The following is a 25,093-nucleotide window of genomic DNA, read 5'->3' on the forward strand; positions in this document are numbered from 1 at the left end:
TTTCCAAGATTAATAAAATTACAAATAAAAGAAGCTGCTTCTCTCGAAACAGCTTCCTTCTTTAAATATTGAAAATTCTTGATGACAATATAATTCTCTTATTTGTTTCTCTTTAAATACACTGCTACAGGTTCCGAATCTGATTCTGCAGCAAATACTTCTTTATGATGATGAAACCCAACCAGAGGACAATACAATTTAGCAGACCGTCTTGTGCTTGCCAGGATGTAAGGTGCTTCATAGCCTCTTTCTTCAAAATAGTTAAGACTCGATTTTAAAAGATGGCCACCATATCCTTTTCCTTGTGAATCAGGATGAACACCCATGTATGCAGGCTCAAAACTTCTTTCAAGCGTATCTGGATCAAGATCTAATTCGCCTTCGTCATAAAGCCAATAATATCGCTTCACCCCGTCCGGATCAAGCACATCCTGCCATTTCTTTTTAAACTCATTGCTATCCTCAGGATCACGCCCAAGCCAAGTCCAGATTAGAACAGCTTTTTGGTCAGGACTTGCAAATACTGCCCCGCCGGAAACCAAGGTATCTTTGATCATGGCTTCAAAATAATCACTGAGGGTTTGTTCACTAGTCTTTTCACCAAGCCAAAAATTTAAAGTAGGATCATTAAGAAAAGCTTTTGCTAAGATATCCCATTGCCATGGCTCCGGTTTAGTAATGATAATAGGGTCTGCATGTTGTACTTTTGTAGATAATTGTTCTGTTGCGTTTTGCATAATTAATAAATTGTGTTAAGATTATAAATGAATTTTGTTTTAAAATTGAAAATTGAAAATTAAGAGTTAGCCTTATTGCTTTTTCTTTCATTCAGGAAGTCTTCAAGAAAAGCATCAATTTGGCCTTTCGAAATTCCAGGCATACAAATTAAGTGACAGTATCCTGATTTTGTCGCCAGCTGCCATTTTTGACATAATACTCCAGACGGCTTTTCGAACAACACGGTAATTGCATTCTCGTTATAATAACTGTCAATATTGTTCTCAAGGAGCGTTTGATGAGTGTATTTTGCCAAAGAGATACATTCCGATGCTCTTTTCAGCAATCCCTCTTTTCCAAAATGCTTAATAGCGTACCAGAGAAATACCGAACTAAGTCCATTCCGGGTTCCTGTAATAGTAGAATCTATGGATTCGATATAAGAAATATAATGAGATAAACGCTCTTTATTGTCTTTTTTAACAACTATGACTCCGCAGGGAATCGGAGATCCTATAAATTTATGCCCGCTGCAAGCTATACTATCTGCACCAGCTGAAAAATCAAATTTTGGAGCTCCCTCTAACAAAGGAAGATAAGCTCCTGCTAATGCTGCATCACAATGGATATAATGTGACTCCACAAGCAAGCTTTGTACAATGTTTTTGATCTTGGAAATATCATCTTTAGCCTCCGTCATGGTACTTCCAATATTCGCAACAATTATAGCAGGAAGATGGCGGTTTTGTTCAATAGCTGAAAATAAATCGTGATAATTGATCTCTCCATTTTGGTTAGAACCAATTTCAATAGATTTCATACTTAGCAAACGGATGGATTTTGGTATGCTGTAATGAGATTCAGATGAATAATATACAATGGCATCAGGATATAATTCTCTGGCCATGTATAAACCATAAAGATTACTTTCACTTCCCCCACTGGTAATATATCCTGAGTAATTATCCTTAGGAGCCTGGAACAGATCCGCAAAAAAACCTATAACCTCTCTCTCCATCGTAAATGAGTTTACCCCATAATTACTTTCCATAAAAGGATCTCCCAAATTAAAAAGAGGATAGCGGAGTAAACTGTGAAGTTCTTCATAATTGAAGTCTGTTGCAAAAGGGTAACCTATTGAAAAGGATGCTTTTTCGGCTACTGAATGCATATATGCATCTAATATTTCTTTTTTTTGAATAATCATGATTAATATTTTAATTATAGTTTTTGGACTTGAAATAGTTTTTTCTCATACCTGAAAACTTAAGTAGGCCAAAAGTCAAAATATAGGAATTTGAAAACTCGGTAAATATTCTTGCTATCTTGTTTATTTTCTTTTAAAGTAATTTTCATTTAAATACTATGATTTATTTATTCAACAATATGTGAATAATTTTTTCCAAAAATACACTTTATTTCAAATTATAATTTACATAATTTCAATATGGATTAAAAAAATTAATTAAAAACTGCTTATGAACTATTTTTTATTAACAAATAAGTCATAATTAGTTAATATTAATAATAGAAACAGCATCACAATAAAACCATAATTAATTGATTATAAATTATTTGCAAATATTACTTTTCCCTTAAAAAACTCAATTTTAATAATAGTAGATACTTATATTGTAATAATATAATGCTCTAAAAAAGGGATTATACATAAATATTGACATTCAATGTAAATTAATATGTACAAACACTTTCCTTTTCTTGCGGATAATTGATATAGATTTGCACAAGATTAATACTGTTTAATATCATGTCCTTTACAACGCCGGAAGAAGACCTTTCATCATTGGAAAACAATGAGCTTTCTGATCTGATAATGGCAGAAATAGAAGTATGTTATGGATTAAGAATTATTCAGAATCATCTCTTGGTAAATTTTTATGGCAAAATTAAAACAGGACAATTCTTTATCGTCAAATTTTAAATAATTAATCGGTTGATGTTCAATTTTAAAAGTAATAATCTAAAAGCAAATTTGCCTGTAAGCGGATATCAATTTTAAACAAAAAAAAATCCCGAATCAACGGGATTTTAATTTCTCATATTCAAATTATTTTATCTCTACGGGAACTGAGATTTTATCCCAATCCATCGTGAATCCATTGCTGTTTACTTTATACATTAAAGTTTCCTGTTTTGCCGGTAAAGCTTTTGTTTTTACATCAACACGCAAAGCATCCTTAGATTCCTCATATTTATATGCACCCCATTGTTTTGACTCTTTGTTAAAAATCGCAGTCCATGTTCCGCTTTCTTTAGGGATTAAGAAAAAGCTGTATTTACCAGCAGGCAATGATTTACCCTGAACGGTAATGTCTTTATCGGTTTGAAAAGTAGTTGCTTCATTGGCACCCGCACGCCAAACTTTGTTATATGCTACCAAATCGCCCCAGATTGTACGTTCCTTAACTGAAGGACTGTTATAGGCTATGGTAATAGTTGCATCCTTAATTTTCCCAGTTGCAGTAGCCGCAGGGCTCGCAGGTTTTTTAGCTTCCTGTGCAAATGCATTGACTGAAATTGTCATTGCAACTACAACCATAGCAGCAGATTTAATTATTGCTTTCATAAATTTTTATTTTTAATTCTTTTACGAAGATAATGCTTTCGGCTTATAAAAAATCAATCCTATTGTAGAAAATATAATGACTGCCGCTGCCCCGATTACGTTGAGCCAAAGGAAAGAAACGATATCGAATTGATAAACGGCAATAACCGTAATTTCTGATAAAATTGCAGAAATAAATACATTTGAACCATTAATTTTTTTAAAGTAAAAGGCGACAAGGAAAATCCCCAATATCGGGCCGTAGAAAAGAGAACCTAATATATTAACCGCTTCAATAAGGGAACCCATTTGAGTGGCAAACATGGCTACGCCAATTGAGAATATCCCCCAGGCTAAAGTATGTAAGCGACTGTATCTCAATTCGGTTGCATCATCAGGAGTTTCTTTTTTGAATATCAGATGAACATCTTTTAGTGAACAGGCCGCGAGGGAATTTAAAGCTGCGGAAATTGAGCCCCAGCTGGCCAGAAAAATGACGGCAAACAGTAAGCCGATCATTCCTACCGGCAAGGTATTTTTCACGAAATACAGAAAAATATAATTAGTATCCGTTTTCTCCGCATTGTAGTTTGAATGATTGATCGCCTCTTCTACCCTACCGTGAAGTGCCTTTACCTGAGCTTGTGTGTTTTTAAAATCCTGAATAGTTTTTGTGAGTTGAGGAGATTGAGTTTCTTTCAATTGTAGAATTTCTTTCGATTCTGCATTAAATTTCATTTGTAAATTCTGATGCTCTTTTTCAAAAACCGCAGCCTGTTCGGGTTTTGTTTCCTTTAAATGCTGATAAGAGCGTTCGTTAAAATAAATCGGAGCCGGTTTTAGAGAAAAAAAAGCGAAAAGCAAAGCACCGATCAGGAGGATAGCAAACTGCATCGGAATTTTAACCAAGCCGTTCAACAGCAAGCCCATTTTTGCATTGGTATTGTCTTTCGCAGTAATATACCTCCCGACCTGACTTTGGTCGGTACCGAAATAAGAAAGTGCAAGGAAAAAACCACCAATTAACCCGCTCCAAATATTGTATTTATCTTTCCAGTCAAATTCTGTGGTGATTACATTAAGCTTTCCGGATTTCCCCGCCAGATAAAGCGCATCCTTAAAACCAATTCCATTCGGCATATTTTGAATAAGCAGATACCCTGCAAAAGCCATGGTTCCCAGAATAATAAGAAACTGTAGTTTTTGGGTGTGAGCGATCGCTTTTGCACCGCCGATATAGGTGTAAATCAATAGAATGCCACCTGTTAAAACATTAGTTAAATAAATATTCCAGTTTAAAACGCTTGATAAGATGATACTCGGAGCATAAATGCTGATTCCTGTCGATAAGCCTCTGGAAAAAAGAAAAAGCAGTGAAGTGAGTACCCTTGTTTTTTTATCAAAACGGTTTTCTAAATATTCATAGGCGGTGTAGACATTTAAGCGTTGAAAGATCGGGATGAAAGTAATACAGATAACAATCATCGCCAACGGCAAACCAAAGTAATACTGCACAAAACGCATCCCGTCTGTGTAAGCCTGACCCGGCGCCGAAAGAAACGTAATAGCACTTGCCTGCGTTGCCATAATGCCTATAAGTACGATGTACCAAGGCATTTTATTATCTGCTTTCAGGTAGGTTTCGTTGCTTTTTTGACCACGACCGATAAATACGCCGTAAACAACCACAGCAACCAATGTAAAAATAAGAACTGTCCAATCTATTGTACTCATGCCCAGAATTTAGTAAACAAATAATAAAATACGATCTGCAATACTAATGCAACTGCCAATAGTATGTACCAGGTATTCCAATTTTTAAGTTGTTTGTTCATCAGTTTTTTTGTGCAGATAAAAAGTTTAAAAATAAACGTGCAGCCCCAACATTTCCCGCAGGCAGCTGTCTGAAAAATGCCAACGGTGTATAAATAAAATTACCCTTCCCGTATTGGGCATATAAAGTTGATCCCTGCAGAGGCGCTTCATCCGTATCGTGCATTTCAAAAAGCGGCTCATACGCTGCATCCCATTGATCAGGAAAATAGGCGCCACGCTCCTGTACCCAACCGTTAAAATCATTTGCGGTAATTTTATTTGGAAAATTCAGTAATTTATGATTTGGATTTAAAAATTTAACCTCAGCATTTTCTTCGGTAACGCGTTTATTGGCAATACTGAAATTGTACATCCCCAATTGGTCAACTGTTGTATCCTGATTGGTGTTATACTGCATCACCAGATTACCACCGCCTTTTACATAAGACCATAAAAAGGGCATCCAGCGTCCTAACTTTTTCTCTGTGTTATTGGCACGAACACCAAGCACGATGGCATCATATTGCGATAGCTTATTCTGACTACCGTTTGCGCCGGATTCATCTAAGTTGCCATAAAAATCCTCGTCTTTCAGGACATCTACCTGAATACCTGCAATGCGTAAGAACTCGGGAATGAAATCGCCCGCACCTTGTATGTAACCTACTTTTTTAACCTTTGCCTGAATATCACCTTTCATTACGGTTACCGTTGCAGGCGCAAAATATTGTAAGGAAGGTAAATGCGGGTACTGAATTAATACCTGTTTTTTATTATAAGTTACTCCATCTGCAACATAATTTGCATCCAATTGCAAACGAGCAGAATGTATTGAGGCAAGCTTAGTTTTTGGAATAACATAATCGATGGTAAAATCTTTTCCACTGATCGAATTTAAATCAGCGCCGCCTAATTGTTCTCCGTTATACATCAGATTTACTTTACCATTACTGAACTGTTTGTTGGAATTAATCTTAAAATTTAAACTCAAATGTAAATCTGCATTTTCTTTAACTAAATAAAGAGGCTGTGTAAATTTCAGTTCCAATGCAGGAACAATGCGCAAGGCTTCGACCACATCACCACGCACAGGATCTAATTTCTTGAAAGATAAAGGAAGTTTAACCTGAAACTTCTCTGAACCGATTCTTAAGCCAAGCAAAACATTCAGTGGTGATTCTGCCTCAGGCAAACCGACTAAAGTATCATTTGGAACAGAAAAAGTTGCTGCATTCGTGGCTGGCTTTGCTAACCAGTAAGGTTCTGTGAGTGCATCAGCAGGAATCTGAATGTCATGCTGAATGGTAATTAAAGAATCTTTTGATAGTTTTCTGTTGAAGTTTTCTGACTTGCTTAACCAGTTTACATTTTCTAAAACGACAGGATCTGTAGCTCTGGAGACCAGATTTAACCTGAAATTGTAATGATCCCCGGCAACAGCTTCAGCCTGATTGGTAACTGCCTCGCCCATAAACCCGGCACAGCTTAAAATGATATTGTCAAGAGATTTAATTTTATCCCTTTTCAGGTCTGTATCTTTTAACGCCATTATCTTTTTTCGCAAAACGAGCAAAGCAGGTAAGCTATGGTCTGGATTATTGAAATTGAAAGCGGAAATAATTTTATCCAATGACTGGTCGATATCAGCGTTTCCTTTTGCAGTCCATGTTTTAACTACTCCATCAAAAAGTGTTGCTTTGGCAGGCTCGCCAATAACGTGGGCAAAATATTCAGTTCGTATCCCGGCTACAGACTGTGTTCCCGCACCCTGGCTTTTATGTAAACTTCTGCTTAATCCTGCCAATTCACCATAGCCCATTCCCAGTTGCGCATCATATTGCCCAACGGTAACTTTCAATTGATTTTCCGCTGTCGTATTAACTCCACCAAATCGGAAAGTATTCCATAACACGCGTTTTGGCTGCCATACATTAACATACTTTAGTTGATCTGGAAAAGCCGTTTTATCACCTGCCAGCTTAAAAGCTTTTTCCGCAACCACAGCCGAAGCCGCATGTTGTCCGTGTCCTGCCGCAGCAGTAGGAGGAAAACGACAAATGATCACATCAGGACGGAATTTACGGATTACCCAAACTACATCAGCTGTAATACTGTCTGCATTCCATTGTTTAAAGGTATCGGTGGTATTTTTAGAGAACCCGAAATCAATCGCCCGGGTAAAAAACTGTTGAGCACCGTCTAATTTTCTTGCCTCTAAAAGCTCATGTGTTCTGATTAAACCTAATGCAGCACCTTGTTCTGTCCCTAATAAATTCTGACCACCATCACCTCTGGTTAAAGATAAATAGCCTGTTTCTACATTTTGGTCATTGATTAACCAGGAGAGTAATCCTGTATTTTCATCATCGGGATGAGCCGCAAGGTATAAAACTTTCGGAATATTTTTGAGGGTTTTGAGTTCGCGATAAATTTCAGATGATTTTGTGGGCCGAACCTGTTGAGCCGAACAAAAAACCGCATAAAAGCCAAGGATAAATACAATGAATACTTTTTTGAACATTTGAATTTGCTTTGCGGGGCAAATATAAGTAATTCGTTTTTCTTTCAACCTTAAAAGAAAAAGCACTTAGCTACTCCAAACATTCTATTATATTATTTGTAAAATCTTGTGAAGGTAAAAGACAACCGAAGTAAAGATCAACTATTTCAACTTCGATTCATGTTTAATTATAGATCACTCACTTTTTAAAATAAAGGAAAAGCTAGAACCAAATCCCAATTCACTTTCCACCAAAATTTCGCCACCCTGAGCTTTTATAAATTGCTGACTGATGCTTAGTCCCAAGCCAGTCCCCTCTTTTTTTGAACCAGGAATTTTAAAATATCTGTCAAAAACTTTTTCAATATATTTCTTGTCTATTCCGCATCCATAGTCTTTTACGGAAAATCTTACCCTGTCATTTTCATTTTGGACATCGATCTCAATATCTGAATTTTCATAAGAGTACCGAATGGCATTTGACAATAAATTATTAAGAACCCAGGATGTTTTTTCACTGTCTGCAAGAACTGTGGTAAGCCCTTCTTCTATATTTATTTTAAGTTGAATCTGTTTTTGATCTAATGTTGTTTTATTAGCATTTACGGCATATTCTATGATATTCCGAATGTCTGAGGATTGTATATTAAGTTGGATAGAGCCGCTTTCAAGCTGGGTAATATTTAGTAATTCTCCTGTAATTTTCAAAAGACGGTCAGAATCTTCTTTAATTCCGGTTATCAGATTTTTCTGCTCATCATTAAGATTTCCTATTTTCTCATTTTCAAGAAGCTGGAGCCCCATTTGTATGGATGAAATAGGCGTTTTGAATTCATGGGAAACTGTTCCCAGGAAATTGGTTTTGGCCAAATCAAGCTCTTTAAAAGGGGTGATATTTCTAAGCATTATAACCTTACCGATGAATTGACTTTGTTCTTCTCCCGTCGGAAAAATATTAATGTCTATGATCTCTTTTTCGAAATAACTTTCTTTTCCATCAGCATAAATTTTTATTGTTTTTTTCTCAGAATCCGCAATTTCAGGCTGAATAATTTGCCTGATGACCTCCCGTACCAAATCATTGGTTACAGCAACATCCTGTATCAGTTTTCCTACAAAATTCTCTTTTCTAAGATTTGTAATTTTCAGGGCCTCATCATTTACAAAAAGTACTTTATTATTCTCATCAATTCCTATCACAGGATCATGCATATTGTCGATGAGGGTTTCTACCCTTTTTTTTCCTTTAATGATTTTATCCAGCTTACTCTCTGAGTATTCCTGAAGCTTTTCAGCCATAGTATTAAAGGATCTGGCCAATTCCCCGAATTCGCTGTGACTTTCAAAATGTACTCTTTCCTTATAATTCTGATCCGCGATTTGCCTGATACTCGCCGTAAGCTGCCGAATGGGATCTGCAATGTTGGAGGGCAGATTTACCATTAATATGAAGGCAATCAGGAAACAGAGTGTTCCGGCGACGGATATGACAACAATGGCTTTTTGAGCGGTCGTATCCGCCAGATTGCTTTTATACTGTATAGCCACCATATTCAGACGCATAAGTTCAGCAATATCTTTTCTAAGTGAGGATAAAGCGGTTTTATTTTGCGGTTCCTTTTTTAAAAGTTCAAAATGCTTCGCGACATTTTCTGTAGCTTCTTTTTCACCTATTTCAGTTACGTTATTTTGCTGTTTGACAAGGTGTTGTTTGAAGGTTTGATAGGCAACCGGATCAGTATCAATATCTTCCAAGGCCAACAGCATATTTCTGGAATATTCCAGGGTGTTGTAGTTGGCAACCAGAATATTATGGGTATCTTTTTTTAATTGATTGATGTATAATCCACTGAGAACCGACAATACAATGATCATCAGGAACAAAAGACCTACCCCGATATTAAGTTTAGCTTTAATTTTCATTTACGACAATATTACTAAGTCTAAATTTTCTTTTGACAGCCTGTTCAGAAGTGTATTGAATGTGTCTGTAGCCATAATTATTTTCCAGAGGTTAAGATGTGGTTTCCCGATACAGACGGTGGTGATTTTCCGTGCCTCGCATTGTTCCATGATAGTTTGAGCAACATTTGTCCCTTCTACTTTTATGATTTCTGCTCCCAATTCTGTTGCTAATTTAAAATTATTAATAAGATATCTCTGCTTATCCAATGCGATTTTATCTGCACTTTCTCTGGGAGTCTGCACATAAAGCAAATACCACTGACTGTTGTAGTAATTGGCGAGCCTTGCCGTTTTCCGGATCACATTTTTAGCTGTTTTTTCATTGGAGCTGATACAGGCCAGAAACTTTTCCTTTCTGATATTTTTAATCTGTGAAACTTCGGTTTCCACTTTTCGCTGCACCTGGGAAGCGACTTCCTTCAGGGCAAGCTCCCGAAGCTGAAGGATATTTTCACTCTTGAAAAAATTATTGAGCGCTGCGTTTATTTTTGACTGGTCATAGATTTTCCCCACCTTCAGCCTGTCAATCAATTCTTCCGCCGTAAGGTCGATATTCACCACCTCATCAGCCTGGGCCAATACGCTATCGGGAATTCTTTCCTTTACTTCAATATTGGTAATATTTTTTATATCATCATTAAGGCTTTCGATATGCTGAATATTCACGGCACTGATCACATTAATCCCCGATTCCAGAATCTCCAGAACATCCTGCCATCGTTTTTCATTTTTACTTCCTTCGATATTGGTGTGAGCCAGCTCATCAATAATAACCACTTCCGGACGTAGACTGATCACTGCCTGAACATCCAGGTCATCCAGTTCTTTTCCTTTATAAAATAATTTTCTTCTCGGGATGATTGGCAGCCCTTCCAGTAAAGCCTGGGTTTCTTTTCTGTTGTGAGTTTCTATATAGCCGATTTTCACATCAATTCCATTTGAAAAAAGAGAATGCGCTTCCTGAAGCATACGGTATGTTTTTCCTACACCGGCACTCATCCCGATGTAGATTTTGAATTTTCCCCGCCTTGATTTTTTGATTAAATTAAGGAAGTCCTGTGCAGATTTTCTTTCATCCATAACAGATTATCTGAGTCAAAGTTAATAAATCCCCTACCAAATTTTATGTAAGGGATTCGAATATATATGGAACAATTAAAAATTAACGGCAAGTGATGTTACCGCAGAGAAATTACTTCTCCGGAAATCATTATCTCTATTAATAAAAATATTGTCCTTACTGCTCAGATTCTTAATCTCTGCGCACCAGATAAGATTGGGAAGAATATGATAATCCGCATTCAGGGAATACCCGAAAGTCTGAAAGCCGTGTGGAGTTTCTGTTGTGATGATAACTCCGTTTTTATCACTATAATACTCTCCTCTTGCGGCAAAACTCAGTTTTTCTGTTGGGCTGTATTTTGCAATAATCACCGGGGAATACCAGACGTTGTACTGCTCGCTTCCTTTTGCTTTCTGTTCGGCTCCGATATCGAATCCGGCGGTTAATCCAAACTTATTGGAAAACTGGAAAACACCATACAGATTGTGGAAATAACGCATCTGTCTGATGCTGTCCGGTTTATCGTTTCCGATAAAAGAGCTGCTGTTCAAGGTAATTTTTTCACTTGGCTTATAGGTCAGCTGATGCCCGAAAGCAACGGTTGAATTTCCATCTACGCGCTGAATCCTCTGCCATCCGTTAAGAACCAAACCACTTACAAGCCACTTCCCATTGTTGCTGGTGTAGGAAATTTTAGCCCCACTTTCAAAGTAAGGAGAATTTTCGGCAAGAATGCTTCTTGTCAGAGTCCAGCAGTCTTTGCTTATGGCACTTTCAAAACCAATGTGGGAAGGCATTATTCCTGCATCTATCCACAAATTTTTAGTTTTTGAAATTTTCACACCAACATTGGCTTCATAGATATTTTTCAAAACTCCGGACTCCGCTGCATAATTGGCATTCATATAAGTTCCCGCTGCCAATGCGACATTTGCCCTGAATTTTTCGGTTTCATAGTTGGCTTTTACAAATCCCAGATTCAGATTCACTTCGTTGTTACGGTTGTGGCTGTAAACGAATGAAGGACGAGAATTGTTTTCGGGATTATTTGCATCATACTGATAATATATTTCTGCATAACCCGATATTTTTAATGGCTTTTGGGTCTCTTCCTGCGCAAATAAAAGGCCGGATGTTCCTAACATCAAAATTATTGTTAATATGATTGGTTTCATTCTTTAAAATTAATTTTTTTTATAATTATTTCAGGTTGTCAAGGGCAATATTAAGTTTCAGGACATTGATTTTTTGTGTTCCGAATAATCCTAAAAATGGTTTTTCAGTATTGGATATTATTAAATCCTGAATTTTATTTTCATTAATATTTCTGATTCTGGCAATTCTTTTCACCTGAACATTCGCTGCCTGAACCGAGATATTGGGATCAAGTCCGCTTCCGCTTGCCGTTACCAGATCAGAAGGAATCTGAGACTTCTGCACCTCAGGATTATGTTTTACAAAATGATCAATTCTCTCCTGAACGGTTTTCAGGTAATCAGGATTTGTGGGACCTTTATTGCTGCCCGCCGCTCCGGCTGCATTGTACTCTACTGCAGAAGGACGCGACCAGAAATAACGGTCCTCAGCGAATTTTTGCCCGATATTGGCATAATATTTTTTATTATTAAATGTAAGGATTTCACCTTTCCCACGGTTTGGAGAGAATTGTGCAATTCCTAAGATCAGTAAGGTATAAATTCCCGAAAAGAATAATAAACAAACTAACGTAAGTCTTATCGCAAGAAAAATATTCTGTTTCATTTTTTGTTGATTTTAAATAAACAATGACACGATTAAATCAATAATTTTGATACCGATGAAAGGAATTAAAACTCCTCCCAAACCATAAATCAAAAGGTTTCTTCTAAGCAGTGCGCTTGCCCCGATTGGCTTGTAAGCAACCCCTTTTAAAGCTAAAGGAATCAGCATCGGAATAATAATAGCATTGAAGATTACAGCTGAAAGAATGGCACTTTCGGGTGAATGCAGATTCATAATATTCAATCCCTGCAAGGCCGGAATAGACGCAATAAACAAGGCCGGAACAATAGCAAAATACTTGGCAACATCATTCGCAATACTGAACGTAGTGAGCGTTCCTCTTGTCATTAATAATTGTTTCCCGATTTCTACCACCTCAATCAATTTAGTAGGATCATTGTCCAAATCCACCATATTTCCAGCTTCTTTTGCCGCCTGTGTTCCGCTGTTCATGGCCACGCCCACATCGGCCTGCGCGAGAGCCGGAGCATCATTGGTGCCGTCACCCATCATGGCGACAAGCCTTCCTTCAGCCTGTTCTTTTTTAATATAATTCATTTTGTCTTCAGGTTTTGCTTCGGCGATAAAATCATCTACGCCTGCTTTTTCTGCAATATATTTTGCCGTCAGAGGATTATCACCGGTAACCATTACAGTTTTGATACCCATTTTTCTCAAACGCTTAAAACGTTCCTGGATTCCGGGTTTGATGATGTCCTGCAGCTCCACAACACCCAATACTTTTTCGTTCTCGGAAACCACTAAAGGCGTTCCGCCGTTACTTGCAATATTTCTTACCGTTTCTTCAGTTTCTTTCGGAAATAAATTCCCGGCTCTTTCAACAAGATTTCTAATAGAATCGGAAGCGCCTTTACGGATCCTGATATTTTCATAATTGATTCCGGAACTTCTTGTTTCTGCAGTAAAGTTTATGAATTCAGGATTATTAATTTCAAAGCTTAACGGATTAATACCCGCCAGTTCAATGATTGATTTTCCTTCCGGTGTTTCATCTGCCATTGAGCCCAGAACCACTGCTTTTGTAAAATGTTTTTCATCAATTCCGTTTGCGGGATGAAAATGAGTGGCTTTTCTGTTTCCGATCGTGATGGTTCCGGTTTTATCTAATAAAAGAACATCCACGTCTCCTGCTGTTTCTACCGCTTTACCGCTTTTGGTGATGACGTTTGCTCTTAAAGCCCTGTCCATCCCGGCAATTCCGATCGCTGATAATAATCCTCCGATGGTAGTAGGAATTAAACAAACAAATAATGAGATAAAAGCGGCAATTGTAATCGGTGTATGAGCATAATCTCCAAACGGTTTCAAAGTCACCGTAACAATGATAAACACCAGTGTAAATCCTGCCAAAAGTATGGTTAAAGCAATTTCATTCGGAGTTTTTTGCCTTGAAGCGCCTTCAACCAGTGCGATCATTTTATCAAGAAAGCTTTCCCCAGGTTCTGTTGTGACTTTTACTTTTATCATGTCTGAAAGTACTTTTGTACCTCCTGTTACACTGCTTTTATCACCTCCGGCTTCACGGATTACTGGGGCACTTTCGCCGGTGATTGCGCTTTCGTCTATGGTTGCCAGTCCTTCAATAATTTCTCCGTCTGACGGAATGATATCTCCCGTTTCACAAAAAAATACATCTCCTTTTTTAAGCTGGGAAGAAGGAACAGTGATAATTTCGTCAATAGATTTAATCCATTTGGCGGGGGTTTCTTCTCTTGTTTTCCTTAAAGAATCTGCCTGTGCTTTTCCTCTCGCTTCTGCAATGGCTTCTGCAAAATTTGCAAAAAGCAATGTGATAAACAGAACTGCCGTTACTATAATATTATAGATTAAACTTCCCTGACTTCCCTCTCCTGCTGCAATCCAAATGCAGACACCGGCCATCACAAGAGTTCCTATCCAGACCATGAACATTACCGGATTACGAAACATTTTGGCCGGATTTAGTTTTATAAAAGATTGTTTCAATGCCTCGTTTACGAGTTCTGCCTGAAACAAATTATTATTATTTCCTTTCATTATCAATAAAAATTAAAGTGAAAAATATTCAGCGATGGGACCTAATGCCAATGCCGGAAAGAAAGACAATGCCGCTACAATGGCAATGACCGCGAAGACCATTAATCCAAAAGTCGGAGTATCAGTTTTTAAGGTTCCGGCACTTTCGGGAATGTATTTTTTTGCTGCCAGACTTCCTGCAATAGCAACCGGACCAATTATTGGTAAATATCTTGCCATAAGCATTACGATTCCACAGGCAATATTCCAGAAGGGCGTGTTGTCTCCCAATCCTTCAAAACCGCTTCCGTTATTGGCACTGGATGAGGTGAACTCATACAGCATTTCACTAAAGCCATGAAATCCCGGATTATTGAGCCATCCTGCATACGTTTCCGGATCTTGAGAATAAGTGTAGCTTGCAATGGCTGTTCCTGTAAGAATTAAAAATGGATGCAGAAGTGCGATGATCATTGCAATTTTCATTTCTCTGGCTTCAATTTTTTTGCCTAAAAATTCCGGTGTTCTTCCCACCATCAGTCCACTGATGAATACTGCCAGAATAATGAAGATATAGAAATTCAGAAAACCGACTCCGACACCGCCGTAGAAGCAGTTTACCATCATTCCCAGCAATTGGTTCATCCCGCTCAGAGGCATGAAGCTGTCATGCATAGCATTGATGCTTCCCGTAGAAATAACCGTTGTTGCGATGCTCCAATATGCAGATGCTACAGAACCGAAACGAACTTCTTTTCCTTCCATATTACCCATGGTCTGTGAGATTCCCATGTTTGAAATGTTGGGATTTCCGTTTACTTCAGAAATAATTGTAGGGATTGTAAGAAGGAGAAAACCTATCGTCATAACTCCAAAAACCGTCCATGCAAGCTTTCTTCTTTTAACGATATATCCCATTGCAAACACCATAGCCAGCGGAATAAGCATCTGGGTTGTCATTTCGATGATATTGGTAAAATAATTTGGATTTTCAAGAGGGTGAGCAGAGTTCGGACCAAAAAATCCACCGCCGTTTGTTCCTAAGTGTTTTATGGCTACAAATGCCGCAACGGGTCCCCGGCTTACCTCAACTTTATCTCCCTGTAAATTAGTTATTGAATCTTTACCTTCAAAAGTCATTGGAGTTCCGTTGAATACCAGCAATGAGGCAACCACGACTGCAATCGGCAACAGAATTCTGGTACAGCTTCTCACAAAAAAGAAGTAAAAATTACCAAGCTTTTCCGTACTTCTTTCCTTCATTGCAAAAAATACGACTGCAGCAATGGCAATTCCGCAACCGGCACTGATAAACTGCCAAAGCATTAAGGTAAGCTGCCCCAGATAAGACATTCCCGTTTCCCCGGAATAGTGCTGAAGATTGGTATTGGTGACAAAGCTTACTGCTGTATTAAATGCAAGATCTCCGCTCATCGACGGGTTGCTGTCGGGATTCAAGGGGAGCCAGCCCATATTGGTCAGTACAAACATGGCTGTAAGAAACCAGACGAGATTAATGGTCAGCAAAGCAATAAGATGCTGTTTCCAGCTCATTTCCGTATCAGGATTGATTCCTGCCAGTTTAAAAAATATTTTATCAACAGGGTTGAAAATACTATCAAGCCAAGTTTTTTCGTTACTAAATATTCTGCCGATGTATCTTCCCAACGGTATTGCAAGAAATACGGCCAGAAAGAACATCAATAATATTCCTAAAATCTCTGAATTCATTTAATTATTAATTTAGATTAAAATTTTTCCGGTTTTATGAGCACATAACACATGTATGCAAATACAGCGATGGCGATGATGAATAATGCTGTCATATTTTTTCAAAGTATTTTACGGTGAGAAAAAAGAGTACAAACAGAGCTACTCCTGTCATGATTACTATTGTTGTCATTTTTTAAAGCTTTATTTGAGTTGGATGATTGCTGCAAAGGCAAATACGGCTACAATTACAGCCAGATTGATTGCTAAAATCTCGAGATTATGCCTAGTTCGGGAGGATTTCCACTGCTTCCAGCTACCTTGTTTTCTGATTTTCATACGATTACATTCCTGATTTATACACCTGGCGCAAATAAGCTTTTTGCAGATCCGCAGGGATTTTTTTGAAAATTAAATTTTTGTATGTCTTATTACAGGTAAAAGTGAGGCTGTCCAAAGAATAGACAAAAATAGATTCTACGGCATTTTTCAGGGTCTGATCACCTTTTGCGTAGATCTCATTCATTTTTTTGAGACAGCTTACCAGTGTGTTTTTGTCTTCGTTACGGATCAACCTGCGGATTTGTTTGGTGAAAACATTAATGACCATAAAAGAATTGCCGGTCTTGTAAGTTTCTTTGAATTCTTCTTCCGATTCAGGGACCACCTTGATGATTTCCTGTATTGCTTCTGTGTGATTCATTTTATAATTGTTTTGAATCACTAATGCCAATTTATGTTCCTTTTAAGGATAAAACCAGCGAGAAAATTAATAATCAGAACGTTATGTTTTGGTTTAAATTTTTAAGCAATAAAAAAGCCTATCATTTTGATAGGCTCATTATCAATATGATAATAGTTTTATGAGATTTTGTATTCTTCGATCTTACGGTAGAGCGTGGCAATTCCTATTTCCAGTAATCGGGCGGCTTCTGCTTTATTTCCTTTGGTATAATTCAGGATTTTCTGAATATGGATTTTTTCCGCACTTGCCATCGAAAATGCCGAAAAAGCTTTATCCGATGAAGGCTGAGCTGTAGAAATCTGTTGTAAATCGAATGGTAAGCTATCGACCGTCAATTCCAAACTATCTTCCAGAATTACGCTTCTTTCAATAATATTCCGAAGTTCACGGATATTGCCCTTCCAGGAATGCTGCTTTAAAATATTTAAGTAATCAGAAGAAATTAATGAAATTTTTTTTCCGATTTTTGAGGTATATTTTTTGAGAAAACTGTAGGCCAGATCTTCAATATCAGCAATCCTTTCCCTAAGCGAAGGAAGCATAATAGTAAAAATATTGATCCTGTAATATAGATCTTCCCGGAAGCTTCCATTATCAATTTCTTGTTGCAAGTCTCTGTTTGTGGCCGCAATTATTCTTACATTCGCCTTCGTGGGTTTGCTGTCACCAACCTTCAGAAATTCCCCCGACTCCAGGACACGCAGTAATTTTGCCTGCAGATCCAAAGGCATTTCCCCGATCTCATCCAGAAAAACGGTCCCGTTATTGGCTTCTTCGAAGATCCCTTTAGAATCTTTCATGGCACCGGTAAAAGCTCCGGCTTTATGCCCGAATAATTCATTTTCCAATAATTCTTTGCTGAAAGCAGAGCAGTTTACAGCTACAAAATTTTGTTTGCTCCGATTGCTTGCATTATGAATTGCCTGTGCAAAAACTTCTTTTCCTGTACCTGTTTCTCCGGTTAAAAGTACGGTAGCATCGGTTACAGCAACTTTTTTTGCAGAATTAATTGCAGATTCTATAAGCTTGGATTTGCCAATGATATTTTCAAAAGACTGCTTATCATCCAGTTGTTTTTCCAACTGATAAAGCCTTTTATTTAGAGCAACCTTAGCAACGGCTTTGTAAACAAGCGGGATTATTTTATTGTTGTCATCACCTTTGGTAATATAATCGAATGCTCCGTTTTTGATCGCCTGAACACCGTCTGGAATATTTCCGTATGCCGTCAGAAGAATGACTTCTGTGGAAGGATATTTTTCTTTAATCGTTTTAGAAAATTCTACACCGCTGCCATCCGGAAGTTTTACATCACTGATAACTACATCAATCTCAGAAGCTTCAAGCCTTTTTTTTGCATTCTTCAGGTCGGAAGATTGAAAAACTTCAAATCCTTCCAGGCTGATTATCCTTGAAAGAAGTGTTCTGATTTTTTCTTCGTCGTCAATGATGAGTATTTTATTCATTTATAAAATTAAAATGCAAAGGTAAATATTGTCGCTTTCAGTATGCAATTTTCAAAGTTAACATAAATATAAAATAAATTATCTCATTATAATCTAACCTTTGGATTGAAGTAAATAATAATAGGCGAGATGTTTTTGCTAATTGACATGTGGGTAAAGATAAGTACTTATTTTAAGACCTTTCTCTTTGAATGGATTGCCGTTTAAATTTTCTGAAAAATAAGCAAGGATTCACACAATAGAGAATTTCTTATAATTTGCTGTTTCTTTTTATAATTATCACACAAAAGTGTATTATTGGTAAATTTTTTAATATAAAATATCACAATTAACAACCTTTAACCCATTAAAAAACAATCACTTACATTAAACGGCACAGTTTTAGAAGTTGTTGGTTCACAATTAAATAAAATCGAATGAAAAAAATTTTTTTTATAATTATTGCAATCTGTGGGTGCAATAGTTTTACAAACGCACAGGTTGGGATCAATACACAATCTCCTGCTGCAACTCTTGATGTAACTGCAAAAAATCCGAAAGGCACATCACCTAATACTGATGGTCTCCTTATTCCCCGGGTAGACAGGCAAAGGGCTCAAAGTATGAAGAATATTGAAACTTCTACCCTTATTTATATCAACAATGTTTCCAGCGGATCTCAAAATGGAAATGCAATAAATATTGATACGGTAGGATATTATTATTTCGATGGCTCGGCTTGGGTAAAATTGACGGGCAATGGTGGATCAAACACAAATATCTATAATGCAGACGGCACTTTAAAAAGCAACAGAACAGTAACGCAGGGTGACAAAACATTGAACTTCAAATCCGATATTGTTAATGGATTTTCCGTGGATGATACAACACTTTCCGTAGATGCCGCCAATAACAGGGTTGGCATTCGGACCATTGCCCCTAAAGCTGCGCTGGACGTTAATGGAAATATGATATTAGGTCAAGCTTCAGCAACAGGCCAAAACGGCTCTTATTCTACAATCGTGAGAGATAACTCAACCGGTGAATTGAAGATAGCTCAATCATCTACCGGAAACACATTTCCTATAAGCTATATCACTTTTGAATTAAAAAATGTAGATGGTGACTGGGTGAAGGATTATAACACCAAAATAAATTCCAGTGATTATACTGTTGCAGTGATTGGAAGCTCTTTTATTGACCCTAGTGAACCAAGCGGAACTTTTTTGGGAGTAAAAGGTCAGATGGGTTTTAGTCCACTTAATATATCAGCAGTTTCATCGGGCGGAACGTGGCACATCAGTGCAGATTACTATGGTTCTATGCCATTATCAGGAAAAAACGGAACATGGACAATCAGCTGTCTTGTCATTAATAAAAGTATTATTCAGACACTTCCAGGTGTATATGAAGATATGGAAGGAAATAAAGTAAAAACAGCAACAGCACCACCCTCAGGATTATAAAGATTCTAAAAACACGATGAATTCGGGAATTGGCTTACAGCCGGTTCCCGTTTTTTTTGTAAAATATTTTTGTTTAATATTAAATTAATAATAATTATTTTTTGATACCTTTGACCTCTAATTTTAACGCACAAATAATGAAAAAACTATTAATCTATAGTGTTTATGATGTTCTACAGCTCTCCAAGAAGAGATCGCTGGTTTTCAAATCTTTAATTCAGGTAATCTAAAATAAATTAGGTGCTCTGAAATTATTGAAATAAAATTAACATTTACTTTAAATTTCCTTTTATTCCCTAGAGAATTTCCCTTTATCATATTGATTTTCAATACGATTACAAGAAACTTAATGTTTATGGAAATAATTTATCCTCTTTTTCATTAAATATTATTATAAAACCATAAAAATCAAATATTTAAACAAGATTTGATTAGAATGGAATGCATAACATCGGATTTCTAACATGGATAAATATTAAAAAAAAGTGTTACTTTTGCTCTACGAATAAAATTGTTTTGTCATATTTTATTACTAATTTTAGATGCACCAATTAAAATTCAATCAAATGAGAAAAATAATTCTACTATTTACTTGCATGTTCGGTATGTCGGTTTTCTCACAGATCAAAGTGTTGAAAAACGAAAGTTTAGTGGAAATTGGTAAAGATAATTCCGTAGGTTTATATAAAAAAGAAGATAAATTCACTATCAATTATCAGGATCTTAACACGGCAAATCTTAACACGTTCAGATCCTTTTCTTTCCAGAATTTAAACGGAGATGTTTCCGGCTTATATCAGCTTATTACAAACGGTTTTATTGATACTCCAGACAGCAATATCGTCTTGGAGCTTCCCAATGATATCGTCGAATTGCATTATGAAAAAAACTTCGGCCAGCCGACAGTACAGTTTATCCAATATATCAATAAAAACAAAAAATATGTTGGGAAATCACAGTTTTTGAATAAAAAACAGGTTGATAAGATTTTTGGAAAGTCAAACGGAAAATCTGCCTTGTATGATAAACCTGCAACCATGAATAACGTCAATGGCGCAAAATCATCAAGCACAGCTTCAACGGCGTCTCCTTCTGCCAATAAGGACAAAAAATCAAGAAAATAATTTATTTTTAAAATATTAACTAAACTCATTCAGCCGAATGAGTTTTTTTATTTTTATTTTTGCAAAAAGAACTTATAAATATGTCTCTTCAAATAAATAATTTAACCAAAAAATTTGGTGAACAAACCGCACTGAACAATATTAATATTTCTATTGAAAAAAACGAAATTATCGGTCTTCTTGGCCCTAACGGAGCCGGAAAATCTACTTTAATGAAATCTATTGTCGGTGCTTTGAAAATTGATGAAGGGGAAATTATTTTTAATGAAAAAAATATCACGGAACACCAGATTGAAGCTAAGAAAAAAATAGGCTTTCTTCCTGAAAACAATCCGCTATATCTGGAAATGTACGTAAAAGAATACTTGCAATTTGTGGCCAATATTCATAAAATTCCGGATTCAAGAGTAGATGAAGTGATTGATCTGGTGGGAATTACTCCTGAAAAATCTAAAAAAATCGGACAGCTTTCCAAAGGATACAAGCAAAGAGTTGGTCTTGCTCAGGCCATTATTCATCAACCGGATTTATTGATTCTGGATGAGCCTACAAACGGCCTTGACCCTAATCAAATCATAGAAATCAGAAATGTGATAAAAGAAATTGGGCAGCAAAAAACGGTTTTACTTTCTACCCACATCATGCAGGAAGTTGAGGCGCTTTGCTCACGCGTGATTCTTATTCACAAAGGAAATATTCTTCAGGATTGCCCAATTGATGAATTTAAAGGGAAATTCGGGAGCCTGGAAGAAGCATTTACAAACTACACTCAAACTGAAGTTACGGGAATTAATCAATAATGGCTTTAAATTTGATGAGATGAAAGCATCAACAATAAGCATTAGAAAAAATGATTAAAAAAATTTTATTCGGGACATTTTGTATTGCACAAATTTCTTTGATTTACGCCAATAATATTGATAAAAACCCAGTCTATACACTAAATAGTGGTATAGAACTCTATCAGAAAGTGCCGAAAACGGTTATTATTAAAACTAAAAAGTTTAAGATAAGAATTGACCAGCAGCCCAACGGAAAGTATCTTTACCAATCATGGTCTGCAAACGCAAAAATCACGTCAAAGCCCAGTATGATTATCAGTAATGGGGAATTGATTCCGGACGGTAGCGGTGGTAATTATTATTACCAATTTACCAATAAAGGCTATACCTACCAGGTTTGGAGGAATTACCTAACAGAAGGAACGATGCCACCTTATACATTGATGGTGAGTGACCAGACTGGGAAAACGATTGTAAATCAGGACGGACAGGTTGTAAAAAAATAAAATAAAAACTCTCAGGAAATTGGGAGTTTTTTTATGTTCCTAATTGTTTTAAGTAAAAACTGCTTTCGTCAAAGCTATCTTTAGCTGCATTATAACCAATATTAAAAATTTGCTCCAAACGATCTTTTCTTCTTTCAAAAGTTCCATAAATAGACAATTCTTGGGAAGAAATGAACCAGTCGCAATATTCAAACTTAATTTTTTCAACCCTGTAAGAAAGCAAGTCGTATGAGCGGGAAACGATGGCTTTGATAGACTTCAGGTCATTAATACTGATATCATGCGGCGGAGAAACGAAAACACCTATCAATTTGTCGCAATCTTCCCTGATAATATCTGCCGGAAAGTTATTCAAAACCCCGCCGTCACAGTACATTTCATCGCCGATAATATAAGGTGTTGTGATTCCGGGAATTGAGCAGGAAGCAATAATTGCATCTACCACTTTGAAATCTTTGTCAAATATTTTTTCTGTTCCGCCCACCAGTTCAGTGGCAACAATTTTCACTTCTTTATCCAAATCGCCTAATTTCATATCACCAAAAATAGGATGCAGATAATTCCTGAAAATCACTGAAGAAACCAATCCCGGTTGATTGAAAGCAAAATGTTTCCAGTTGAAAAAATACACCGAATTGAAGAATTCTAAGATTTCTTGAGGAGTTTTTCCGACTGCATACAGACAACCTACAATAGAACCTGCACTGCAACATGACAGAACGTCTATTTTAATATCCTTTTCATTTAAGAATTTTAAAACTCCGGCATGTGCAATTCCTTTTGTGCCACCGCCAGATAAAACAAGACCAACTTTTCCAAAATCCATAGAATAAATTTAAGCAAACAGAATGAAAGAAATAGATTAATTTTTATAAATATGTTGAATTTTAAAATAATTTTAATAAAAAAGCTCAGAAAAATCTGAGCCTTTATATCTATATTTTATTTGAAATTAAATGTGAATCACTTCACCGTAAGCAGCAGCTGCAGCTTCCATAATAGCCTCAGAAACCGTTGGATGCGGGTGGATTGATTTGATGATTTCGTGACCTGTAGTTTCCAATTTTCTGGCAACAACAGCTTCAGCAACCATATCTGTAACCCCTTCACCAATCATGTGGCAACCTAACCATTCACCATATTTAGCATCGAAAATAACTTTGATGAAACCATCCGTATTTCCGTTTGCAGTCGCTTTTCCACTTGCGGAAAGAGGGAATTTACCCACTTTGATTTCGTAGCCTTTTTCCTTAGCCTGCTTTTCAGTAAGACCAACAGAAGCAACTTCCGGGTGACAGTACGTACATCCAGGGATATTTCCATAGTCGATTTTTTCAACATGCATTCCTTTGATTTTCTCAACACAAGTAATCCCTTCCGCAGAAGCAACGTGTGCTAAAGCCTGAGTCGGGATAATATCTCCGATCGCGTAGTAGCCAGGAACTGAAGTTTCGTACCATTCGTTTACTAAAACTCTACCTTTATCTGTCTGAATTCCAACTTCTTCAAGACCAATATTCTCGATATTGGCAGCGATCCCAACAGCAGACAATAAAATATCAGCTTCAAGAGTGATGTTTCCTTTCGCAGTTTTTACAGTAGCTTTTACGCCTTCTCCGCTTGTGTCAACGCTTTCTACAGAAGCGTTTGTCATGATCTCGATACCTGTCTTTTTCAAAGATTTTTCTAAGTGTTTAGAAATTTCTTCGTCTTCTACAGGAACGATATTTGGCATAAATTCAACAACAGTTACTTTCGTTCCCATCGTATTATAGAAATCGGCAAACTCCACCCCGATCGCTCCGGAACCTACAACAATCATAGATTTTGGCTGCTCAGGAAGAGACAATGCCTGTCTGTATCCGATTACTTTTTTACCATCCTGAGGTAAGTTCGGTAATTCTCTTGAACGAGCTCCTGTTGCGATAATGATGTGAGTTCCTGTATATTCAGTTACTTTTCCATCTTTATCTGTAACAGAAACTTTTTTATCTTTCTGAACTTTCGCAGTCCCTAAAATCACATCGATTTTGTTCTTTTTCATCAGGAATTCAATTCCTTTGCTCATTTTGTTGGCAACGCCACGGCTTCTCTGGATTACGTTCGGGAATTCAAAACTTGCTTCCACTTTATTCAAACCATAATCTTCAGCATGATTAATATAATGAAAAACCTGAGCGGACTTTAACAAAGCTTTAGTCGGAATACATCCCCAGTTCAGGCAGATTCCTCCCAAATTTTCTTTCTCGATAATTGCAGTTTTAAAACCCAATTGTGCCGCTCTAATCGCTGTAACATATCCACCAGGACCACTTCCGATGACAATAATATCGTAGTTCATTAGTTTAAAATTTTTATGCGAATTTAAGGAAAAATATTGGATGAAACACTTTTCTGGTAATTCATCTGAGAATGCATGATTATGTGGATTTCGTTCTATTTTAAATAAAAAAGAGAACACAAAATGCATTCTCTTTTAATAGATATTAACTTATTTTAAATATTTCGCAAAACTAAACAGATTTGTGAATTTTGATTTTAACAATAATTTTTCATTCTATTTAGTAGCTCTAAGCAATTTTTTCTCGTTCTGATATCTTGCATTTAAAGCTTTTAGCTGATCACTTTTCATTCTTTTGGTTGCCAGCGGATGATTCATGATCATTTTCTTTTCAGTATTGTACTTTTTGTCCAATTCTCGGGCTTTGCTGTTATACAATTCGCTCTTCGACGGATGTGGCGGAGCTGGTGGACGAGGCGGATGTTTCTGGGCAAATGCGCTCGTTGATAACACCACTAATAAAATCGTTGATATAAATAACTTTTTCATAACATTTACTTTTTTGAATGACTGTTCAGTTTCAACTCATTCTAGTTCAGTGTTAATATTACATATATCATACCAAGATTGG

Annotated in this window: 22 protein-coding genes; 5 read left to right on the top strand and 17 right to left on the bottom strand. The window is 36.7% G+C overall.

Features of this window, described 5'->3' with window-relative positions; all coding sequences use genetic code 11:
- Window positions 1-98 precede the first annotated feature (98 nt).
- Window positions 99-737: a GNAT family N-acetyltransferase gene (locus ATE47_RS09450; protein WP_062161735.1), complete on the bottom strand. Its 639-nt coding sequence runs from the start codon at window positions 735-737 to the stop codon at window positions 99-101.
- 59 nt (window positions 738-796) lie between these two features.
- A complete protein-coding gene (locus ATE47_RS09455) occupies window positions 797-1,924 on the bottom strand; it encodes a histidine decarboxylase (RefSeq protein ID WP_062161736.1) in 1,128 nt (375 codons plus the stop codon).
- 561 nt (window positions 1,925-2,485) lie between these two features.
- On the opposite strand from ATE47_RS09455, the gene ATE47_RS19245 reads away from it, so the two are divergent.
- The gene (locus ATE47_RS19245; RefSeq protein ID WP_181898004.1) at window positions 2,486-2,659 is read left to right on the top strand and encodes a hypothetical protein; all 174 of its coding nucleotides are present in this window, start codon (window positions 2,486-2,488) and stop codon (window positions 2,657-2,659) included.
- 126 nt (window positions 2,660-2,785) lie between these two features.
- On the opposite strand, the gene ATE47_RS09460 is transcribed toward ATE47_RS19245, so the two are convergent.
- From ATE47_RS09460 to ATE47_RS09510, 12 genes are all read right to left on the bottom strand, one after another.
- A complete protein-coding gene (locus ATE47_RS09460) occupies window positions 2,786-3,304 on the bottom strand; it encodes a DUF2911 domain-containing protein (protein WP_062161737.1) in 519 nt (172 codons plus the stop codon).
- 21 nt (window positions 3,305-3,325) lie between these two features.
- Window positions 3,326-5,017, bottom strand: coding sequence for a sodium:solute symporter (locus ATE47_RS09465; protein WP_062161738.1), 1,692 nt, complete (start codon window positions 5,015-5,017; stop codon window positions 3,326-3,328).
- A 100-nt stretch (window positions 5,018-5,117) separates the two neighbouring features.
- The gene (locus ATE47_RS09470) at window positions 5,118-7,619 is read right to left on the bottom strand and encodes a PIG-L family deacetylase (RefSeq protein WP_062161739.1); all 2,502 of its coding nucleotides are present in this window, start codon (window positions 7,617-7,619) and stop codon (window positions 5,118-5,120) included.
- A 174-nt stretch (window positions 7,620-7,793) separates the two neighbouring features.
- Window positions 7,794-9,521 carry a sensor histidine kinase gene (locus tag ATE47_RS09475; RefSeq protein WP_062161740.1) on the bottom strand — a complete coding sequence of 576 codons (1,728 nt, stop codon included), beginning with the start codon at window positions 9,519-9,521 and terminating at the stop codon, window positions 7,794-7,796.
- Window positions 9,522-10,643 (bottom strand): histidine kinase, encoded by a 1,122-nt coding sequence (locus ATE47_RS09480; protein WP_062161741.1) that lies wholly within the window; start codon window positions 10,641-10,643, stop codon window positions 9,522-9,524.
- A 75-nt stretch (window positions 10,644-10,718) separates the two neighbouring features.
- Window positions 10,719-11,801, bottom strand: coding sequence for a porin (locus tag ATE47_RS09485; protein ID WP_062161742.1), 1,083 nt, complete (start codon window positions 11,799-11,801; stop codon window positions 10,719-10,721).
- 25 nt (window positions 11,802-11,826) lie between these two features.
- Window positions 11,827-12,387: a K(+)-transporting ATPase subunit C gene (locus ATE47_RS09490; protein WP_062161743.1), complete on the bottom strand. Its 561-nt coding sequence runs from the start codon at window positions 12,385-12,387 to the stop codon at window positions 11,827-11,829.
- A 12-nt stretch (window positions 12,388-12,399) separates the two neighbouring features.
- The gene (kdpB, locus tag ATE47_RS09495) at window positions 12,400-14,424 is read right to left on the bottom strand and encodes a potassium-transporting ATPase subunit KdpB (RefSeq protein ID WP_062161744.1); all 2,025 of its coding nucleotides are present in this window, start codon (window positions 14,422-14,424) and stop codon (window positions 12,400-12,402) included.
- A gap of 12 nt (window positions 14,425-14,436) precedes the next feature.
- Window positions 14,437-16,134, bottom strand: a complete 1,698-nt coding sequence (kdpA, locus tag ATE47_RS09500) for a potassium-transporting ATPase subunit KdpA (RefSeq protein ID WP_062161745.1) — start codon at window positions 16,132-16,134, stop codon at window positions 14,437-14,439.
- A 17-nt stretch (window positions 16,135-16,151) separates the two neighbouring features.
- Entirely contained in the window at window positions 16,152-16,229 is a 78-nt protein-coding gene (locus ATE47_RS18895) for a potassium-transporting ATPase subunit F (protein ID WP_082632651.1), read from the bottom strand.
- 227 nt (window positions 16,230-16,456) lie between these two features.
- Window positions 16,457-16,816 carry a DUF7674 family protein gene (locus tag ATE47_RS09505; RefSeq protein ID WP_062163505.1) on the bottom strand — a complete coding sequence of 120 codons (360 nt, stop codon included), beginning with the start codon at window positions 16,814-16,816 and terminating at the stop codon, window positions 16,457-16,459.
- Between the two features lie 158 nt (window positions 16,817-16,974).
- A complete protein-coding gene (locus ATE47_RS09510) occupies window positions 16,975-18,324 on the bottom strand; it encodes a sigma-54-dependent transcriptional regulator (RefSeq protein ID WP_062161746.1) in 1,350 nt (449 codons plus the stop codon).
- 416 nt (window positions 18,325-18,740) lie between these two features.
- Here ATE47_RS09510 and ATE47_RS09515 point away from each other — a divergent pair, with 416 nt between their 5' ends.
- From ATE47_RS09515 to ATE47_RS09530, 4 genes are all read left to right on the top strand, one after another.
- Complete coding sequence (locus tag ATE47_RS09515; protein ID WP_062161747.1) at window positions 18,741-19,769, top strand: hypothetical protein; 1,029 nt, start codon at window positions 18,741-18,743, stop codon at window positions 19,767-19,769.
- Between the two features lie 566 nt (window positions 19,770-20,335).
- The gene (locus tag ATE47_RS09520; RefSeq protein ID WP_062163506.1) at window positions 20,336-20,893 is read left to right on the top strand and encodes a hypothetical protein; all 558 of its coding nucleotides are present in this window, start codon (window positions 20,336-20,338) and stop codon (window positions 20,891-20,893) included.
- Between the two features lie 80 nt (window positions 20,894-20,973).
- Entirely contained in the window at window positions 20,974-21,693 is a 720-nt protein-coding gene (locus tag ATE47_RS09525; RefSeq protein WP_062161748.1) for an ABC transporter ATP-binding protein, read from the top strand.
- Window positions 21,694-21,743: 50 nt separating this feature from the next.
- Complete coding sequence (locus tag ATE47_RS09530; protein WP_062161749.1) at window positions 21,744-22,181, top strand: hypothetical protein; 438 nt, start codon at window positions 21,744-21,746, stop codon at window positions 22,179-22,181.
- 31 nt (window positions 22,182-22,212) lie between these two features.
- Here ATE47_RS09530 and ATE47_RS09535 read toward each other — a convergent pair whose 3' ends face one another.
- The 3 genes from ATE47_RS09535 to ATE47_RS09545 all read right to left on the bottom strand — a co-directional run bounded on the left by ATE47_RS09535 (window position 22,213) and on the right by ATE47_RS09545 (window position 25,011).
- Window positions 22,213-23,007, bottom strand: a complete 795-nt coding sequence (locus ATE47_RS09535) for a patatin-like phospholipase family protein (protein WP_062161750.1) — start codon at window positions 23,005-23,007, stop codon at window positions 22,213-22,215.
- Window positions 23,008-23,133: 126 nt separating this feature from the next.
- Complete coding sequence (gene lpdA / locus ATE47_RS09540) at window positions 23,134-24,522, bottom strand: dihydrolipoyl dehydrogenase (protein ID WP_062161751.1); 1,389 nt, start codon at window positions 24,520-24,522, stop codon at window positions 23,134-23,136.
- A 216-nt stretch (window positions 24,523-24,738) separates the two neighbouring features.
- Window positions 24,739-25,011, bottom strand: coding sequence for a hypothetical protein (locus ATE47_RS09545; RefSeq protein WP_062161752.1), 273 nt, complete (start codon window positions 25,009-25,011; stop codon window positions 24,739-24,741).
- Between the last annotated feature and the right edge of the window lie 82 nt (window positions 25,012-25,093).

Source organism: Chryseobacterium sp. IHB B 17019, from assembly GCF_001456155.1.
GTDB lineage: Bacteria > Bacteroidota > Bacteroidia > Flavobacteriales > Weeksellaceae > Chryseobacterium.

Bases quoted from the DNA above. Each gene is read 5' to 3' on its own strand.
- ATE47_RS09450 (WP_062161735.1), bottom strand. From the start codon at position 737: ATGCAAAACGCAACAGAACAATTATCTACAAAAGTACAACATGCAGAC.
- ATE47_RS09455 (WP_062161736.1), bottom strand. From the start codon at position 1,924: ATGATTATTCAAAAAAAAGAAATATTAGATGCATATATGCATTCAGTA.
- ATE47_RS19245 (WP_181898004.1), top strand. From the start codon at position 2,486: ATGTCCTTTACAACGCCGGAAGAAGACCTTTCATCATTGGAAAACAAT.
- ATE47_RS09460 (WP_062161737.1), bottom strand. From the start codon at position 3,304: ATGAAAGCAATAATTAAATCTGCTGCTATGGTTGTAGTTGCAATGACA.
- ATE47_RS09465 (WP_062161738.1), bottom strand. From the start codon at position 5,017: ATGAGTACAATAGATTGGACAGTTCTTATTTTTACATTGGTTGCTGTG.
- ATE47_RS09470 (WP_062161739.1), bottom strand. From the start codon at position 7,619: ATGTTCAAAAAAGTATTCATTGTATTTATCCTTGGCTTTTATGCGGTT.
- ATE47_RS09475 (WP_062161740.1), bottom strand. From the start codon at position 9,521: ATGAAAATTAAAGCTAAACTTAATATCGGGGTAGGTCTTTTGTTCCTG.
- ATE47_RS09480 (WP_062161741.1), bottom strand. From the start codon at position 10,643: ATGGATGAAAGAAAATCTGCACAGGACTTCCTTAATTTAATCAAAAAA.
- ATE47_RS09485 (WP_062161742.1), bottom strand. From the start codon at position 11,801: ATGAAACCAATCATATTAACAATAATTTTGATGTTAGGAACATCCGGC.
- ATE47_RS09490 (WP_062161743.1), bottom strand. From the start codon at position 12,387: ATGAAACAGAATATTTTTCTTGCGATAAGACTTACGTTAGTTTGTTTA.
- kdpB (WP_062161744.1), bottom strand. From the start codon at position 14,424: ATGAAAGGAAATAATAATAATTTGTTTCAGGCAGAACTCGTAAACGAG.
- kdpA (WP_062161745.1), bottom strand. From the start codon at position 16,134: ATGAATTCAGAGATTTTAGGAATATTATTGATGTTCTTTCTGGCCGTA.
- ATE47_RS18895 (WP_082632651.1), bottom strand. From the start codon at position 16,229: ATGACAGCATTATTCATCATCGCCATCGCTGTATTTGCATACATGTGT.
- ATE47_RS09505 (WP_062163505.1), bottom strand. From the start codon at position 16,816: ATGAATCACACAGAAGCAATACAGGAAATCATCAAGGTGGTCCCTGAA.
- ATE47_RS09510 (WP_062161746.1), bottom strand. From the start codon at position 18,324: ATGAATAAAATACTCATCATTGACGACGAAGAAAAAATCAGAACACTT.
- ATE47_RS09515 (WP_062161747.1), top strand. From the start codon at position 18,741: ATGAAAAAAATTTTTTTTATAATTATTGCAATCTGTGGGTGCAATAGT.
- ATE47_RS09520 (WP_062163506.1), top strand. From the start codon at position 20,336: ATGAGAAAAATAATTCTACTATTTACTTGCATGTTCGGTATGTCGGTT.
- ATE47_RS09525 (WP_062161748.1), top strand. From the start codon at position 20,974: ATGTCTCTTCAAATAAATAATTTAACCAAAAAATTTGGTGAACAAACC.
- ATE47_RS09530 (WP_062161749.1), top strand. From the start codon at position 21,744: ATGATTAAAAAAATTTTATTCGGGACATTTTGTATTGCACAAATTTCT.
- ATE47_RS09535 (WP_062161750.1), bottom strand. From the start codon at position 23,007: ATGGATTTTGGAAAAGTTGGTCTTGTTTTATCTGGCGGTGGCACAAAA.
- lpdA (WP_062161751.1), bottom strand. From the start codon at position 24,522: ATGAACTACGATATTATTGTCATCGGAAGTGGTCCTGGTGGATATGTT.
- ATE47_RS09545 (WP_062161752.1), bottom strand. From the start codon at position 25,011: ATGAAAAAGTTATTTATATCAACGATTTTATTAGTGGTGTTATCAACG.